This is a genomic window from Shimazuella kribbensis DSM 45090 (assembly GCF_000428065.1).
Lineage (GTDB): Bacteria > Bacillota > Bacilli > Thermoactinomycetales > Thermoactinomycetaceae > Shimazuella > Shimazuella kribbensis.
In genome coordinates this window covers 1-15077 of the sequence record NZ_ATZF01000029.1, presented here as the reverse complement: position 1 = coordinate 15077, position 15077 = coordinate 1, and the positions used below count along the sequence as shown (strand labels likewise).

The window sequence follows — 15077 nt, the reverse complement described above, 5'->3', positions numbered from 1 at the left end:
CCTGTTACCAGCGTTCTAGTCCTCTTCCTGCCTCTAATGGTTTTACTCGGTAGGAGACAGATCCATTTGCTACCGAAACCCTATACCATTACATTTTCAAAGAACAAACCTACTAGCTGTAGGATGATCACCGATCATGTGTTCTAATATACAAAATATTCGTTGCTCTTGCAACCCCTTTTTTGGGGTTTGGAGCAACGCCGTCTTTCATCCCACGATTCAAACCGTGGGCTTTCAGTCGGCAAAAATCTGTAAATGGTGAAACCTTATAGACTGAGGCTTCAATAAACAAACTCCTATACACTGTGTAAGGAGTTTGTTTTCTATATACCAAATATCATTTTTATAGTGGTACCCCGTCACACCAACGGGGCGGAACCAGAATGACGTACAGATCAGTAGTCGTAATCGCCGAAGTCTTCGTCATTTGCGGCGTCCATGACATCTTCCCAAGGGTAGTAGTCATAGTACGACACATTCGCGTTGTACTCTGCGCGAGCGAGCTCGTCAACCGTGGCGTGGTTGTCCATGCAGAAGTAGCAGTAACGCTTCCCCGGCTGAGACTCCCAAGTGAACAGACTAGTGTTCTCCTTGCCGCAGTCATCACACTTACCGACCATGTAACCTCCTCTCAAGGTTCCATGATCCTCCTCCTAGTGAGAAGGATCGTTACAGTTATCATAACAAAAAGAATATTCCATGTATATACTCAAACTTCTTCCGTGACTCCAATAGAAGAAACCCAACTTTCTCTGCAACAGTTGGGGGGCTATTGAATACTCTTCTTGATTTGGAAGATTTCCTCCTCTTCGGTCAAACCTGTTGCTTCCACAATTCATGAGACAGCAATACGAAGTTTAAACATATTTATAATGATCTCTTCCTCTCTCCCCTTTTTCTTTTCCGCGTTTTTCTGCTTTATCTAAAGCAGAACGTTCATTCACCAAGGCTTTCATTCTCATTTCATATAATATCCATGCTTCTTGAGCCTGAATTAAAAACTCCAATGTCATCATTGCTTTTTAATTCAGGCATATCTATCGACAACTCCTCCCAATTGCTCCGGTCAACTCCCTTCAAAAAGGTAAGCCACCGAACAAGATGATTTGACAAATGATAGTAACTGACTAGTTTTGGCAATTCCAAGAAGAGAATCTCGATATCGTCCGTTAATATGTGCACTGTATGATCTTTCTTCAAGTGAAAAATGCTGTGATAGCGATCTTTGGTATCACACGAAAGTTTAAGATATTGATTGTAAAGGTCTTTTTCAGTTCCCCATAAGATTGGCCTTCCTTCAATTGATCACCATACAGTTTTGACCAGTAAAATAAAGTCCGTTTTTGGATATCATATTTGTTAAAAAGCTGAATTTTTAAGTTGGTTTGTTTCTTATCGGCAGTCACCGCTCGCACATCTAATATGGTAACTTGTATTTCACCATTGTTTTGTCCAGATATGGATTGACAAGAATGATATGAGTGAGCGGCTGTTGTTCCGTTTCTCTTAGTGAATCGTTTAGAAATGAAAGAAGTACATCTTTATTTTCCTCACTACCAAAAATTTTTTTAAAAACAAAATCTACTTTTCGAACGCAAATTGACCCAAAAAATAAAAAATGACTTGAGTCCGCGTGAAATCTCAAGTCATTTCTAAATAGTTTTTTTCGATACTTATGAGTTCCTTTAAATGGAGAGCGAAAAGATTAAATCAACTTCTCTTTTCCTTGGATCAAACTTCATAAAATGGATATGGTATTTAGTAGGAAGCAGTTTTACCTGACTGGTATACAACATATCCGTCCCAATCATCTACCTTATAAATTGTTGCAGATGCATAAGCAGTATTTGGATCTAGATCATATACCATTCCGCTATAACAAGAGGTTTGACCAGGTAAAATCGCGCCATTACCTCCATCTTCACAACGATAAAATTTACCATCCGTATTCCGAGTAACCGTTCCATCAATAAAATATCCACTTGGAAGAGCCGAATTTATTTTTACATATGACCAAGCTGTTTTACAAGAAGTACTAAACTTAAGGTATACCGTTCCAGAAATATACTTTCCATAAGTATACTGATAGGAAAAACTTTTAGAATATTTCGTCACTTCGGTACTACTGCAACCAGTTGCATAAGGATTTTTCCCATCATAGGGATAGGTAGCTGCATTCGTATGCAGGGGACTAGTCAAGAGAGCAAGAGCACCTACAAAAACAACAAGCAATCCAGTGAGCAATTTACGTAGCATTTTTTACGCACTCTCCTATGAATTAGATGATTTGTTTTTATATCAGATCGACAGCAAGTGGTAAATAGGATGTATTTGTTATTTTTCTAACTGATATTTTCCCATTATATAAAACCATTCATTTTTATGCACTAAGAAAAACATTCCAAAAAATGTGGTTATTGGTGTGAAAATTGAAATCGCCAATGTTTATTCTTTAAATTTAGCTAGTTCCTTACCTTTAAAATTATTCTTCGAATTCTATAAATAAACAATTTATAATCAGATATATTTATACAAGTCTACGAAGCAAATAAAGTTTATTATTATTTCTATCAGTGACTTTTTTGTACAATAGATTGAAGCTTCAACAAACAAACTCCTATACATGCTATAAGGAGTTTGTTTTCTATATACTAAATATCATTTTTAAAGTGGTACCCCGTCACACCAACGGGGCGGAACCAGAATGACGTACAGATCAGTAGTCGTAATCGCCGAAGTCTTCGTCATTTGCGGCGTCCATGACATCTTCCCAAGGGTAGTAGTCATAGTACGAAACATTCGCGTTGTACTCTGCGCGAGCGAGCTCGTCAACCGTGGCGGGGTTGTCCATGCAGAAGTAGCAGTAACGCTTCCCCGGCTGAGACTCCCAAGTGAACAGACTAGTGTTTTCCTTGCCGCAGTCATCACACTTACCGCCATTTGAATTAGACCCAAGACTCATTACAGACCATACACAAATTGTAACATTCAGCAAAGAATTACAGATGAAAATATTTCCTTTAGGCGTTTATGATGGTCGGTACTCCATTGTAATTGGAGAAGACGGTAAGGTATTCATGCTTCTTGCTGGTCAGTTAAACACTTCTATCCGTCATACGTTAGAAGGAGAGAATATCGAACAAGCTATCATTCATATGATACGAGCGATTGCAACTTATCCATTAAAAAAGAAGTTTCATAGCCAGAAGCCCGAAGATCTTGGTTGAATTAAAAAAGATTGAAAAACCAAAAGAGCGATCAAAATTAGATTTTTCCTTACTTCACTTTCGTTCATTCATGACACATAACAAAATAAGCCCAAAATTGGGCTTATTTTGGTGCACTTGCTTGTTGCAATACAGATGTAGGGATCGAAAAAGGCTGATTGAATTCTTGCTTAGGTTTCATGGTTATCTTGAAATCATTTATCACTGGTTTCCCACCAGTAGTTGCTAGTTCCATTTTAAAGCTCATGGTAACTTCTTGAAAAAGATTTGTTTTCTTATCCATAACAGCTACAAATTCCATGTTTTTTATTTGTGTTTTTGGATTCTCATAATCGCTTATTTGACCATTTCCATTTGAAACCGAAGCTGCCGCAGCATCTGGGTCAAAGTCAAACCAATATTTCTCCTTTAATTTTTCAGTGAAGTTTGGGATCGCTTGGTAAAATTCAGGGGTAGCAGTGATTTTGTATGTATCCACTGTCTCACTAAGTTGAAGCCCTTTTTGGTTTTTACTATCACGAATCGCATGAAGAAAAGAAATATCCAAATGAGGGATTACCAACGATTTTTCTTTTATCGTATATTTTACCCACTTTTCAGACCCGAAATTGGAGTCAGATAATTTGACTCGAAAATCAGAATAAGACATATAGAGAGCATCTTTGTTTTTATCTTGCCATTGCTCCCATGTTTGAGTTGTATTTCTATTTATCGTTGAAGATGTATTATCTATAGCACTAGCTTGTTCCTCTTTTGCCTTCACATGAACTTGTTTGGTTTCTTTATCGTATCGTTCTTCCGAGGATTGAAAAACCTTCGTGATAGCATAGTATCCCCATTGCTTTGTTTTTTTGTTATACATGGGATATGTTTGATCGCTGGTTTCAACCCATTCCACAACTCTATTTCCTTTTTTCATTGACCATGTCTCAAGTGCTGTTTTCATGATTTGTTGAGGTGATTGTGGTTGCAATTTCTTATTTTGTTGCTCATGGGATTGATTATTTTTTGTTGGCTGATTTTGGCTACAACCAACAGCTACCAACATGGTGAATATTGTTATACAGATGACGAGATATTTTCTCATGGATTCTAAACACCGCCTTAACAATTTTATTCATCTAGCATATAAAATTTATAACAAAAGAAATAGTAGTAATGATATACAAATCACATAGAGAACACATGACTTTCGCAACAAAAAAAACCCATAAACTGGGCTTATTTTTGTGTAGGTACTGTTTTCTTTTTCCTCACAGGAGGAAGAATCTTTTTTGGATTTACGGTACGTTTGCGTTCCCATGTAGCTTCTTCTTGTGGATCATACTGCTCCAAAAATTGAATTACTTCTCTCGTGATAGGTGTTGGAGTGGATGCACCTGCGGTCACTCCGATCAAACTTTTTCCCTCAAGCCATTCGAGTTTGATCTCGCTCACATCTCCTACCCGATAGGCAGGTACGCCCGCGATATCCATCGAAACTTGAGCCAGTCGATTGGAGTTATTGCTCATTGGATCTCCAACTACAATAACCAAATCGGTGCCTACTGCTTGCTCAGCTACTGCTTCTTGTCTTACTTGGGTAGCAAGGCAAATCTCATTATGAATCTCGACTTTTGGATACTTCTGCAAAACTTTATTCATCAGATGTTTGGTATCCCATTGACTCATTGTCGTTTGATTGGTAACAAGCAATTTCCCATCTGCGAGCGATAAAGCTTCAACATCTGCTTCATTTTCTACAAGATGGACATGATCAGGAGCAACCCCCTGTGCACCTTCCGGTTCTGGGTGTCCTTGCTTTCCAACATAAATAATTTGGTATCCTTCTGCTACCTTTTCCCGAATAAGATCATGGGTCTTGGTTACATCTGGACAAGTAGCATCAACAATCGTTAATCCACGCTCACGTGCACGTCTACGAACTTCAGGAGACACTCCATGAGCAGTAAAAACAACTGTACCCTTATCGATTTTCTCCAATATTTCCAACCGATTCGGACCGTCTAATGTAATGATCTCTTCATCTGTAAATGCATCTACTACGTGTTGGTTGTGAACAATCATACCCAAAATATAAATAGGACGTGGTAAATCTAGGTTTTGTGCTGCTTGTCTGGCTAACACCATCGCATCCACAACGCCATAACAATACCCACGTGGAGTTATCTTTTTCACTTCCATCTAAAAAACCTCCCAATGTCACAAATATTATATCGAATCCCGATAAGATTGAACAACCATAAACAAGTATCCCAAAAGTTGGGCAGACTGAACTGGTACATTTGCTAGGGGGCATACATACGATATCGTGTCATCAAACAGAAGGGATTGTGATTAACGTGGAACAAAGACCACCTATAAAACCTGTATTACCACCAATGCCTCCTATGAAACCAATGCCTAAACCAACATATCCACCATACCAACCCAAACCATATCCACCTTACCATCCACCAATGCACCATAAACCTCAACATCACCATGCAGTACCATGTGATCCAAAAATGTTACATCACATGTATCGCCATATGAAAATGTGTCATCGCTATGAAACGCAAATGTTAAGAATGTATATGAAATGGTGCAAAGACCAATGGAAGCATCGTCATCATCGTCGTCACCATCATAACCCTTGCGGTAATCCTTGTGAATCTTCTTCTTATCGTCGGGAATCTTCTTCCTGTCGCCGCGAATCTTCATCCCATCACCATCACGACGGCGGCTGTGGATGCTAACTTATCATTTGGCGGGAATCCCGCCTTTTTTTATTTTGTAGGACGAAGAAAAAACCTTGCCCTACAGGCAAGGTAACTATTTATGATTTGGATGAATTTTTGATTCTCTCCCGAACATACAAAGTTGCCAATACGAACGAAATACTCATGGAAAAAATTAATAAAGCAGATGAGTCCAGAAATGATTCATTCATTTTCCAACATAACCTCCTCACCCTTTAGGTGATTATCTTCACTCCATACTATAATATTTTTCAGGCGATGAATGGTGCTTCAATCCCAAATAGTCATAAAATGTTTGCTACTTCATCTTCTGAATAGGCTCTTTCATCGTCTTACTAGCGAGAAAATCCACGGTGGGAATAAAAGTGGATCGGATATTGGGGTTGGCAAACCAGTCGTTTTGCACCTAAAATGCTATGCGTATCAAAAAATGGCTAGACTGAAATGCGAATACCAAACAGGAATGTCTATTCTATGATGCAGCAACAAAAACTCTGTTAACCGTGGGGCTCACGAAGCTGGCTTGGTAAGGAAGTAGTCATCAGACTACCGTCCCAAGAATCCCATGGCTTCCGTCATGCAGAGTGTCAATATACACCAAATATCCCCTATTTCACCCATTACCCACTATATTAACATAATGCAAACTGAAAAGGGACATCATCTTCCTCTACTTGAAAGGAAAAACACCTCTATATATGGTAAACTAAGTACATAGTGTGTCTACAAGGATGGGGATTTACCATGTTTAAGAAAATGATGGCCAAATTAGGTAAGGGATCAGCAAAAATTGATCTTATCCTGTATGAAACCAAGGTCCCACTCGGTGGTCAAGTGAAAGGAGAATTGGTTTTAGAAGGCGGCACGGTTGAACAAGTTATCAATAAAATTGAAGTGGAATTATATTTTGAATTAAAAACAAAGGATAACAAAAGTATTACTCATCTCATTGCTGTCATTCCATACCAAGCTTCTTTCCTCATACAGCCAGGTCAACAAAAAATTGTATCATTTGAACTGCCTATACCTGAAGATTTATTGGTATCAAGTCCAACTGCTTCATACTATCTTTCGACAAACTTGGATATACAAGGCGGCATAGATGCTACAGATCGAGATGAAATTATCGTCACCCCTTCCTTTGATCTGATGCAAACCTTGTTGGCGTTTGAGCAGTTGGGTTTCCGTGAAGAACCTACCTCCCGTCTATTTAATGGTGTCACACAAGAATTTATTTTTACTCCTACCACTTTCTTAGTTGGAAAACTGGAACGCATGTCCTTTATCGTAGCATTAGACCCTAATCAAATAAGACTTCTAATAGATCTTGAAATCCATTCTTTCTTTGGAAAAAAAGATAAACAACATGAAATCATTTTACCCTTTTTGATGATCGAAGACCTTGGTAAGTTGAAATCTTTTCTGCACAATACCTTATTAAAGCTTGTCGAAGGAAAAGAGCCAAAACAAGATTCTCTCAAAAAATCATCCTTTGCTGGAGCAATGGGCAAATTTGTTAATGATCTTGTACGTGAATTTGATCCTCGAAAAAAATAAGCTACTGTTGTAGCTTATTTTTTATGGATGAAAAAACATGATGGAAACACATGTTATTTATCCATTAACAACAACCAATAGAGTTCGTTTGCAACCCCTGCAGCGATTAGCGTATAAGCATGGCCTGCATTCATATCAAACGAAATAGAAGCAATTCCATTGTCTGTTCCTGTTACTTTGACCAGTATGTTGGCCCTTCCTGGTTCTGTTACTACATATCTCGTGTTTTCTTTGTAGATAATATCTGTGAAGGAAATATGGTGTTGTCTGTCCATTACATCAAGACCTGGAGCATTCGGAGAGAGATGAATGAAGCGAATTTTCGCTTTATTTGCTGGAACTTGATCTGTCTCTTCATAACGAATAATCTTTATGCCGTCTGTAGATTGGTCACTTTTATTTGCTGCAACTACCAAATATCGGTTTCCACTACGAACCGTTATTTCTTGATGTAAGATCGGATTGTTCGATTGTCTTTTTCGATACAACGTAATTTTATGTTTGCCAGCAGAAAGATGGATGGATGGATTTGGTGTCAAGTACGTAATCGTTGCCACAAATTTCCCATCAATATGTACATCTATTGGTTGTTCACTTTGTGTTACTGCTACATGTAACAACCTCACCTTTGCTCTTCTTTCTTGGACAGAAATACTGTATTCTTGTGTATGACTTTTCTCATACTCTTCTGCATACTTTTTGAGATGATGATGGTATAAACCCGTATATTTTTCATATTTTTTTTGATCCCTCCCATGATAATGAAAAGTTAAAAAATAGTATCGTGTCACCTTTCCCAATTCATCACGCCACAAAATTTTCTCCTCCTAACTATCTTTCAAAAGTAAAAGTCGAAACGAAGGTATCTTTTTCTTACTTCCTACCGTAAATAACGTGTATGAGACCCCTTGTTGAAATATAATTTTAGGAACTTGATATATGAGCTGGTTTGATGGAGTAACACGAAAACTCAGTGTTGCAGGGTAAGGAGATAAAGTAAGATAACGAGCATCACCAAATGAGACATCGGAAAACAATACTTGCCTTTCTGTTGCAATACTGATGGGCATAGTGTCTGGAGACAATTGAATTAATCTCAATTTTGTCCTGCCTATGACAGGTATTGGATCATCTTGATACTGCGAAAAATAAGGACTGTTCTCTCTCTGAGAAATGGCTAACGTAACATTTCCAACATCTTTGGCTTTCCACTGTTTTTCCCACAACACATGTCCAGGTTCTTCTGCTCTGGTTACCGTAATTTCCACTAGATCGCGTGTTAACTCAAATGGGTAAGTAATCTGACCAAAATCAAGTGAGCGAATCCATCTTCTTTGGTTGATATAAATGTCAATTTTGTATGGCAGTAATGTACAAGCGTGCAAAAACCGACAGACCGCTGTACGTGCCTCCTCTTGATTCCTCTCGACTCTATCATGCACTCACACCCCTCCTATCTTTTTATTCTATATGTTTGCTTTTAGTAGAGGATATGACTATCACGATCAGGAACAATCAATACGTATGGCACAGCATTAGGAGAAACACCCAATACATATACCGTATACACTCGGCTAGGTTCCAATCGATAAATAGGGGAATGGAACAAAATCTTCCTAGTTCCAGAAACCCTTAAGGAAAAATTGGTAGTCTGAGGCGAGACAGCGCGATAGGGACTTACTCCCATATATCCGTTATTGGAAAAAAAACAGGAGCCGCTGAGGTTAATGAGATCCATATTTGGACCACTTTGAAGCAGGTGAATGAAACGTAAATAAGGCCCACTTGATCGATTTTGCGATAAATGACTATCTTCCACGACAAATATCTTTTTAGGTTGCAAACAAACCGTATAGCAACGATTTGCCCGTACCGATATCATTCTTCGATGTATCGCCTTGCTTGGATCGCCTGTACGAAACACCTCTACCCAATTGTCCCCAGCAGGAAGTTGAATATATTGGGTGATTGCTGTAAAAGGTAGTGTTTTGATACATAAATTATCGTTCACATAAACATCGAATTCCCCCAGTTCTGTACTCGCATGAAGAATTCTAATTCCTGCTGCTGTCATCTTTCTCCCCCCTATTCAATCCAGCTCTTTATACCTTTATGCATTTTATGGGCAACCCATGTTAGAAAAATAAAAAGGAATGGCTCGTAGATTTTTCGATGAGTTTTACAGATTATCGTTTGAGATGGATCTTGAAAACACTTATTTCAGTTGGCAATAAAAATAACCCCTTAAAAGGGGCTATTTTTTTCTGCGATATTACTTGTATTTATTAGAACAAATCTAAGATGGAAAATTAAGTTGGGATTCCTTTAGTTTTGAGTTTCAGAGACTAAATCCACTTACAGAAAGTCATTTTCCCAAAATTAATGAACGGTTCAAATAAGTTAGTTGAACTTATTTGAATTTTTAGCCACCCAATCATGAAAGGATGTCGCTGAACGACCTAGCATACTCTGAATAAAGGGATCAGCATTATCCTTTGTCCATTGCTTGTATTTTTCCGGTTTGTCACCGTATTCCTGTAATCCATAAAATACAACTTCAATAGTTTCATCCGGCCAACCGTGATTTTTCCACACTTGATATGCCTGATCTGTTGTTATTTCTTCCAACCGAACTTCTTTGTTTAAAACTTTGCAAATTTCATCTATGCGTTCTTTGGCACTAATATTTTTTCCTCCAGCTTCGATAATCATCTCTGTATAACCATTTTCTAGCAAAGCAACCGAAGCAACTTCCGCTAAATCATCCTCATCAATAAAAGGGTAAGCGGATTGAACGAAAGGTTCTTTAATTGTATCTCCTCTTTTTATCATCTCATGCCATAAAGAACCTGTCGGCGGATAACTTCCTTCAAACATGCTTCCCATTACAGCTGATGGTCGAATATGAGACCACTCTATACCTGAATTTTCAACAGCTCTTTCTATTGCCAGCCAAAACCACGTTTCTGGCGGATAGTTAATTTCATGTTCTGGACCATGCGAAGATAATACTACAATACGAGTGACTTTCTCCTTTTTGGCAATGTCCAGAAAATCGTCAATGGCTCTAGGTACTGCACCCGCAAGAAATATCCTGTCGATACCTTTTAGCGCTTCTGGAGTTTCCATAGGTTTTGTAATACTTCCTTCTACAAACTCAATATCGGGTGGAAATATACTGTGATTTAGATTTTTACCCAATATACGAACTTTCTGTCCTTTATTCAGTAGGATTCCGGCTAATTTAAGTCCTATTAACTGCGTAGGACTCGTTCCAGGACTCTTCGAAACTTCTCCTATCGTTACTAGAATCATTTTACAAACCTCCTAACAAATATAACCTTCATATATAATGTATTACCTTAAAGCAAATGATAAGGTTTCATACTTACTTAAACACATAAAATTCTCAGGTGGTAACAGGAGAAGAAACAAAAAAAAACCTGTTATTCAGGGGTTACAATAAATGACTTATATGATTAGAGCGAAAACTAGATCGCTTGGGGGTACAAAAACAGACCATCCCATGATTCCTCCTTGGTGAAGGCTTGCTCCGTTCCCTAATAGTAAGTGATAAAAGTGATTTTTTCACAATATTAAAAAGATGATTGAGGATGCCAGCAAATAAGAAATTAAAGGAATCCGTGAAAAAACACCACCTACATTTGGATGGTGTTTTTTATTTATCTGAAATATATGACATTAAGTCGCCTGATCGGCAATCGAAAAGCTTATAAAAGGCCTTCTCTCCATTTTTGAGATGAGTAAAACAATCACACAAGGTACGGCCAAAATAATAGTGGGGGACAGTCCGTTAAGACACAACGCAATGAGAACGGGCTACACCAGCCATAGCTGGAGAATATCCCTTACTCGCTCATGCTCTTGATCATCTCCGATAATGAGCATAAGCGTCACCTCGGTGATCATTTGCTTATCCTCCTCAAGGTTCGATACTTCAAGGCTGTGTTCCTCGAGAAACTCCTGGACGTAGCTCCCCAGCTTCATTAGGCCTACAATTCTACCCTCGTTCTGACGAGAGACTCCTTCACAGAGAGTTTGGAGTGCTAGCTCGTTGATCTCTTCGTTCCACGTCTCCTGCAAATATTGCGTCAGGCTCTGGCGGATGACGTCTTCGCTAACGGCACGAACCACGATCCTACCCATGTAAGTACCCTTTATGCCTCAGTTTATGGAGATGATCTTCTATAGCTTAACATAGAGAAGGCCTGATCAGGCCTTTTTCATTTTGCTTAGAATGGATATTCTACGCAATAGTTGCACCCATTCTCGCAAAAATATCGCCTAGAACATATCCATATCAGTTCCTAAATATTTCGCAGAATCAAATTTCAAAATTATAAATCAATTATATTGACCATTATTATCCAATGTAGTATTATCAAGGCATCCAATATGATCAAAACTAATAATCATAAATGAGGCGGATAAAATGAAATATGGCTATGCGAGGATTTCCTCTATGAGACAAGATTTGCAAGATCAAATAGATGCACTGAAAAACGAAGGATGTACTCTGATTTATCAAGAGAGATTCACAGGAGCCACAAAACAGCGTCCACAGCTCGGAAAATTACTGAATGTATTGAAAAGTGGGGATACCTTAGTCGTCACCAAGTTGGACCGTCTAGCAAGAAATACAAAAGAAGGAATCGAGATTATAGAAGTATTGTTTGCTCATGGTGTAAGTGTTCATGTTTTGAATATCGGCCTATTAGAAAAGACGTCGATTGGACGTTTCTTTTTACAAACGTTATTGGCTGTTGCAGATATGGAACGAAACTTAATTATCGAACAGACACAGGAAGGAAAACAGACTGCCAAACAGCAGCCGGACTTTCGTGAAGGTCGCCCACGAAAACACAGTAGCTCACAGGTCAACCACGCGCTATCTCTTTTGTCTGATCATTCTTATACAAATGTGGAGCGCATGACTGGTATTAGTAAAGCTACATTAGTTAGACGGATGAGAGAGAGAAAAGCGCAGGAAAGCGAAATAGACTAAGTAGAGTAGGAACCCAGCGCCTTACCGCCTTACGACGGCAGGTTTCCAAGAACCCCTCCCCGAACCGTACATACACCTCTCAGCGTATACGGCTCTCCACTTGCCTCTTAGTCTAGCTTCCCTGCATGAAGCCTATCATGACAGGCTTCACACAGTACCATCGTCTTCCTTCTTCTCGCAATCATATGTTGTTCCCAACGGGCTTTTCCTTTAAGGTCTTTGAGCTTTCTGACGTGATGCACCTCTAGAGGAACATTAATCGCACCACACCATTCGCATTCCTCTTTTTCGAGTGTTTGCAATAGGCTCGTTCGACCCGAATATGGTAGTTCGTTGGGCAGTATGTCTATTTTACCAATTAGAACCTTGGGATCTCGTTTGAATCCTTTATGATAGAGCGTTGCAAACTTCTTCCCACTCTTCACATCGTATTCAACTGTAAACTTTCTATCCTTCTTGTACTTATAAAGGATCTTGGAAACCGAAGTTCTGTATTTGTTGGCAAAAGTTTTGTACATACTGTATTCCATGATGTAGAAGAATTTGCTCAGGACACTCGCATTGTTTGCCAGCTTATAGTAATTGTATAAGCCTCTTATTTCGGCGTTGTATATGTGGAGTATCTCTATGTCTTCTAGAGTGACTAGTCTGGAGCGGTGTAAAGAATGCCATTCTCCTTTGTCATCAATCTTTAAGACATTCAACTGGAGTAACTTATTCAGCCATTTTTCCTTAGGCACATAAAGTTTGCACTTCATGTTACCAGAACGTTTCTTAACCCCATTTTTATCCCTTGTTATATGTTCATCTCTGGTTATGACGATGTCATAACCTAGAAATCTTGCTGGTTCGGATGAGTGAGTAATAAGAGTTTTTTCTTCCGAAAGCGTGAGACTCAGACGTTCACTAGTAAAATTAGCAACCTCGGCTTTGATCTGCTTGGCTTCCTCTTTGCTTCCTATAACCCCAATGATGAAGTCATCGGCGTATCTTACATAGAAGAGTTTCTTAAAGTTTTCATCAAGCGGATCAACATAGGATACCTTTCTTATCTCATCTTTCAGTTTAGCTATTCGCTCCGAAATAGACTTTTTCGTCTCCTCGGGTATATGTTCTCTCATTTGTTTCTGAAGTTTTCCAATCTGATATTCCAGTCTTTTGTATTCCGGATTGGTTTTCCTTCTAGCCCCTTTGTCAAATCTAGATTTGATACCAAGAGTGTATTTATCTAGCTGATCTAAGTAGATGTTCGCTAAAATAGGGCTGATGATCCCCCCTTGTGGGGTTCCGCTGTATGTGGAGTGAAATCTCCAGTTCTCCATATATCCAGCTCGAAGGAATTTCCAGATTAGATTAATAAACTTTTCATCCTCAATTCTCATTCTGAGAATTCCCACCAGTTTGTGATGGTCGATGCTGTCGAAGAAGCATTCAATATCTCCTTCTATGAACCATCTAACCCCCGTGAAGTTTCTTTGAACTTGCATAAGAGCTGTGTGACAACTTCTGTTGGGTCTGAACCCATGGGAATTGTCCGAAAAACTTCCTTCATAGATGGCTTCCAACAACATGCGGCAAACTTCTTGGACAAGTTTGTCCTCGAATGAAGGTATTCCAAGGGGTCTCTGTTTGCCATTTGCTTTCGGGATAAAAACTCTTCTAACGGGTTTTGGCTGATAAGACTGATCCCTGAGCTTCTCGATAAGGGTATTTATTCTCTTTATACTCATTCCGTCAATTGTTCTTCCATCTACACCTTCAGTCATATTCCCTTCATTAGGTGCCAGCTTGCTGTAAGCTAGCAGAAAGAATTCTTCATTGTATAGATTCCGATACAATCTCTGGATTGTATATCCCTCATCTTTTGACTTTGAAGCTAGACTGTTCAATACCATCACGGGATTTCTCATAGAGCCTCTCGCTCCTTCCCAATTCGTATTAAACGAGGTAAGCTGCCCTCCTTCGCCATGTACTAGGCTCTCCCTAGCTCGGACTACTACGAGGGCTCCGTCACCATATTGGATATTCAGATGCCTTTTGCATCATAGCCAGTTTCGCTGACATTCCAACTTAGGTGATCCCCGTTTAGACATCTAATGACAAGCTATGTTGCAGTTTCGGATGGGACGTTCGCCTTTTCTTCCCTTATTGGGCGCGAGCAACCGTGGGACGTTACGAGAGTAGTTAGAACATCTGACCCTCTCGCTGTTCGAGAAACCGTAATGTTTTTATACGGTTCTCCACCGGTTATATGGCGTTTCTAGCTACCTTTCGCCATAGTTTACGCTACAACCTCTCAGGCTGTCCTTCAAGCAGTATAGCCTTCATCCTTGTCTGCAACCGTTTCGTCTTGCCACTCAGTCGCACCGTGATAGCTTGGTGACTTGTGACTTTACCAGCATGCTACACTCCCCCTCAGGTTTCCCATTAGGATAAGCTGGTTGACGATAGGCTTTAGTTACGTCCTTTGCCTACTGCCTTGCCAAAGGCAGATTCATTAGATGCCCTTACGGGCGCACAAACATC

At 39.3% G+C, this 15077-nt stretch carries 16 protein-coding genes and 1 pseudogene; 3 read left to right on the top strand and 14 right to left on the bottom strand.

Translation table 11 applies throughout. The annotated features are described in order from the left end of the window. Nucleotides 1–395: 395 nt before the first annotated feature. From A3GQ_RS0120450 to A3GQ_RS25150, 5 genes and pseudogenes are all read right to left on the bottom strand, one after another. Complete coding sequence (locus A3GQ_RS0120450) at nucleotides 396–620, bottom strand: hypothetical protein (RefSeq protein WP_028778632.1); 225 nt, start codon at nucleotides 618–620, stop codon at nucleotides 396–398. A 237-nt stretch (nucleotides 621–857) separates the two neighbouring features. Beyond that, nucleotides 858–1007: a hypothetical protein gene (locus A3GQ_RS28405; RefSeq protein WP_342665017.1), complete on the bottom strand. Its 150-nt coding sequence runs from the start codon at nucleotides 1005–1007 to the stop codon at nucleotides 858–860. Then, nucleotides 964–1406 (bottom strand): annotated as a pseudogene (locus tag A3GQ_RS28400) (Rpn family recombination-promoting nuclease/putative transposase). The gene A3GQ_RS28405 and the pseudogene A3GQ_RS28400 overlap by 44 nt, the downstream one beginning before the upstream one ends. Before the next feature lie 11 nt (nucleotides 1407–1417). Further along, the gene (locus A3GQ_RS28395; protein WP_342665016.1) at nucleotides 1418–1645 is read right to left on the bottom strand and encodes a PD-(D/E)XK nuclease family transposase; all 228 of its coding nucleotides are present in this window, start codon (nucleotides 1643–1645) and stop codon (nucleotides 1418–1420) included. A 113-nt stretch (nucleotides 1646–1758) separates the two neighbouring features. Beyond that, complete coding sequence (locus tag A3GQ_RS25150) at nucleotides 1759–2256, bottom strand: DUF2690 domain-containing protein (RefSeq protein ID WP_051272182.1); 498 nt, start codon at nucleotides 2254–2256, stop codon at nucleotides 1759–1761. A 635-nt stretch (nucleotides 2257–2891) separates the two neighbouring features. Between A3GQ_RS25150 and A3GQ_RS0120425 the strand changes: the two genes are divergently transcribed. Further along, nucleotides 2892–3227 carry an SUKH-3 domain-containing protein gene (locus A3GQ_RS0120425; RefSeq protein WP_083964341.1) on the top strand — a complete coding sequence of 112 codons (336 nt, stop codon included), beginning with the start codon at nucleotides 2892–2894 and terminating at the stop codon, nucleotides 3225–3227. Nucleotides 3228–3330: 103 nt separating this feature from the next. Here A3GQ_RS0120425 and A3GQ_RS0120420 read toward each other — a convergent pair whose 3' ends face one another. From A3GQ_RS0120420 to A3GQ_RS0120410, 3 genes are all read right to left on the bottom strand, one after another. Beyond that, complete coding sequence (locus tag A3GQ_RS0120420; RefSeq protein ID WP_156877853.1) at nucleotides 3331–4314, bottom strand: hypothetical protein; 984 nt, start codon at nucleotides 4312–4314, stop codon at nucleotides 3331–3333. 134 nt (nucleotides 4315–4448) lie between these two features. Continuing rightward, entirely contained in the window at nucleotides 4449–5411 is a 963-nt protein-coding gene (locus A3GQ_RS25145; RefSeq protein ID WP_037465699.1) for a 4-hydroxy-3-methylbut-2-enyl diphosphate reductase, read from the bottom strand. A 219-nt stretch (nucleotides 5412–5630) separates the two neighbouring features. After that, the gene (locus A3GQ_RS0120410) at nucleotides 5631–5930 is read right to left on the bottom strand and encodes a hypothetical protein (RefSeq protein ID WP_028778628.1); all 300 of its coding nucleotides are present in this window, start codon (nucleotides 5928–5930) and stop codon (nucleotides 5631–5633) included. 782 nt (nucleotides 5931–6712) lie between these two features. Here A3GQ_RS0120410 and A3GQ_RS25140 point away from each other — a divergent pair. Further along, on the top strand, nucleotides 6713–7525 hold the full coding sequence (locus A3GQ_RS25140) for a sporulation protein (RefSeq protein WP_051272179.1): 813 nt from the start codon (nucleotides 6713–6715) through the stop codon (nucleotides 7523–7525). Nucleotides 7526–7578: 53 nt separating this feature from the next. Here the strand turns inward: A3GQ_RS25140 and A3GQ_RS0120395 are convergent, their stop codons facing one another. From A3GQ_RS0120395 to A3GQ_RS0120375, 5 genes are all read right to left on the bottom strand, one after another. Next, nucleotides 7579–8340, bottom strand: a complete 762-nt coding sequence (locus tag A3GQ_RS0120395; RefSeq protein ID WP_028778627.1) for a DUF4397 domain-containing protein — start codon at nucleotides 8338–8340, stop codon at nucleotides 7579–7581. 12 nt (nucleotides 8341–8352) lie between these two features. After that, nucleotides 8353–8967, bottom strand: a complete 615-nt coding sequence (locus A3GQ_RS0120390; RefSeq protein ID WP_028778626.1) for a DUF4397 domain-containing protein — start codon at nucleotides 8965–8967, stop codon at nucleotides 8353–8355. 38 nt (nucleotides 8968–9005) lie between these two features. Next, nucleotides 9006–9599, bottom strand: a complete 594-nt coding sequence (locus A3GQ_RS0120385; RefSeq protein WP_028778625.1) for a DUF4397 domain-containing protein — start codon at nucleotides 9597–9599, stop codon at nucleotides 9006–9008. 326 nt (nucleotides 9600–9925) lie between these two features. After that, on the bottom strand, nucleotides 9926–10840 hold the full coding sequence (locus A3GQ_RS0120380; protein WP_037465697.1) for an NAD(P)H-binding protein: 915 nt from the start codon (nucleotides 10838–10840) through the stop codon (nucleotides 9926–9928). A gap of 525 nt (nucleotides 10841–11365) precedes the next feature. Continuing rightward, a complete protein-coding gene (locus tag A3GQ_RS0120375) occupies nucleotides 11366–11692 on the bottom strand; it encodes a hypothetical protein (protein ID WP_028778623.1) in 327 nt (108 codons plus the stop codon). Nucleotides 11693–11978: 286 nt separating this feature from the next. On the opposite strand from A3GQ_RS0120375, the gene A3GQ_RS0120370 reads away from it, so the two are divergent. Further along, the gene (locus A3GQ_RS0120370) at nucleotides 11979–12551 is read left to right on the top strand and encodes a recombinase family protein (RefSeq protein ID WP_028778622.1); all 573 of its coding nucleotides are present in this window, start codon (nucleotides 11979–11981) and stop codon (nucleotides 12549–12551) included. 107 nt (nucleotides 12552–12658) lie between these two features. On the opposite strand, the gene A3GQ_RS0120365 is transcribed toward A3GQ_RS0120370, so the two are convergent. Beyond that, entirely contained in the window at nucleotides 12659–14461 is a 1803-nt protein-coding gene (locus A3GQ_RS0120365; RefSeq protein WP_028775848.1) for a reverse transcriptase/maturase family protein, read from the bottom strand. Nucleotides 14462–15077 lie beyond the last annotated feature (616 nt).

Bases quoted from the DNA above. Each gene is read 5' to 3' on its own strand.
- A3GQ_RS0120420 (WP_156877853.1), bottom strand. From the start codon at position 4,314: ATGAGAAAATATCTCGTCATCTGTATAACAATATTCACCATGTTGGTA.
- A3GQ_RS0120365 (WP_028775848.1), bottom strand. From the start codon at position 14,461: ATGAGAAATCCCGTGATGGTATTGAACAGTCTAGCTTCAAAGTCAAAA.
- A3GQ_RS0120375 (WP_028778623.1), bottom strand. From the start codon at position 11,692: ATGGGTAGGATCGTGGTTCGTGCCGTTAGCGAAGACGTCATCCGCCAG.
- A3GQ_RS0120370 (WP_028778622.1), top strand. From the start codon at position 11,979: ATGAAATATGGCTATGCGAGGATTTCCTCTATGAGACAAGATTTGCAA.
- A3GQ_RS0120380 (WP_037465697.1), bottom strand. From the start codon at position 10,840: ATGATTCTAGTAACGATAGGAGAAGTTTCGAAGAGTCCTGGAACGAGT.
- A3GQ_RS0120450 (WP_028778632.1), bottom strand. From the start codon at position 620: ATGGTCGGTAAGTGTGATGACTGCGGCAAGGAGAACACTAGTCTGTTC.
- A3GQ_RS0120385 (WP_028778625.1), bottom strand. From the start codon at position 9,599: ATGACAGCAGCAGGAATTAGAATTCTTCATGCGAGTACAGAACTGGGG.
- A3GQ_RS25145 (WP_037465699.1), bottom strand. From the start codon at position 5,411: ATGGAAGTGAAAAAGATAACTCCACGTGGGTATTGTTATGGCGTTGTG.
- A3GQ_RS0120410 (WP_028778628.1), bottom strand. From the start codon at position 5,930: ATGAAGATTCGCGGCGACAGGAAGAAGATTCCCGACGATAAGAAGAAG.
- A3GQ_RS25140 (WP_051272179.1), top strand. From the start codon at position 6,713: ATGTTTAAGAAAATGATGGCCAAATTAGGTAAGGGATCAGCAAAAATT.
- A3GQ_RS25150 (WP_051272182.1), bottom strand. From the start codon at position 2,256: ATGCTACGTAAATTGCTCACTGGATTGCTTGTTGTTTTTGTAGGTGCT.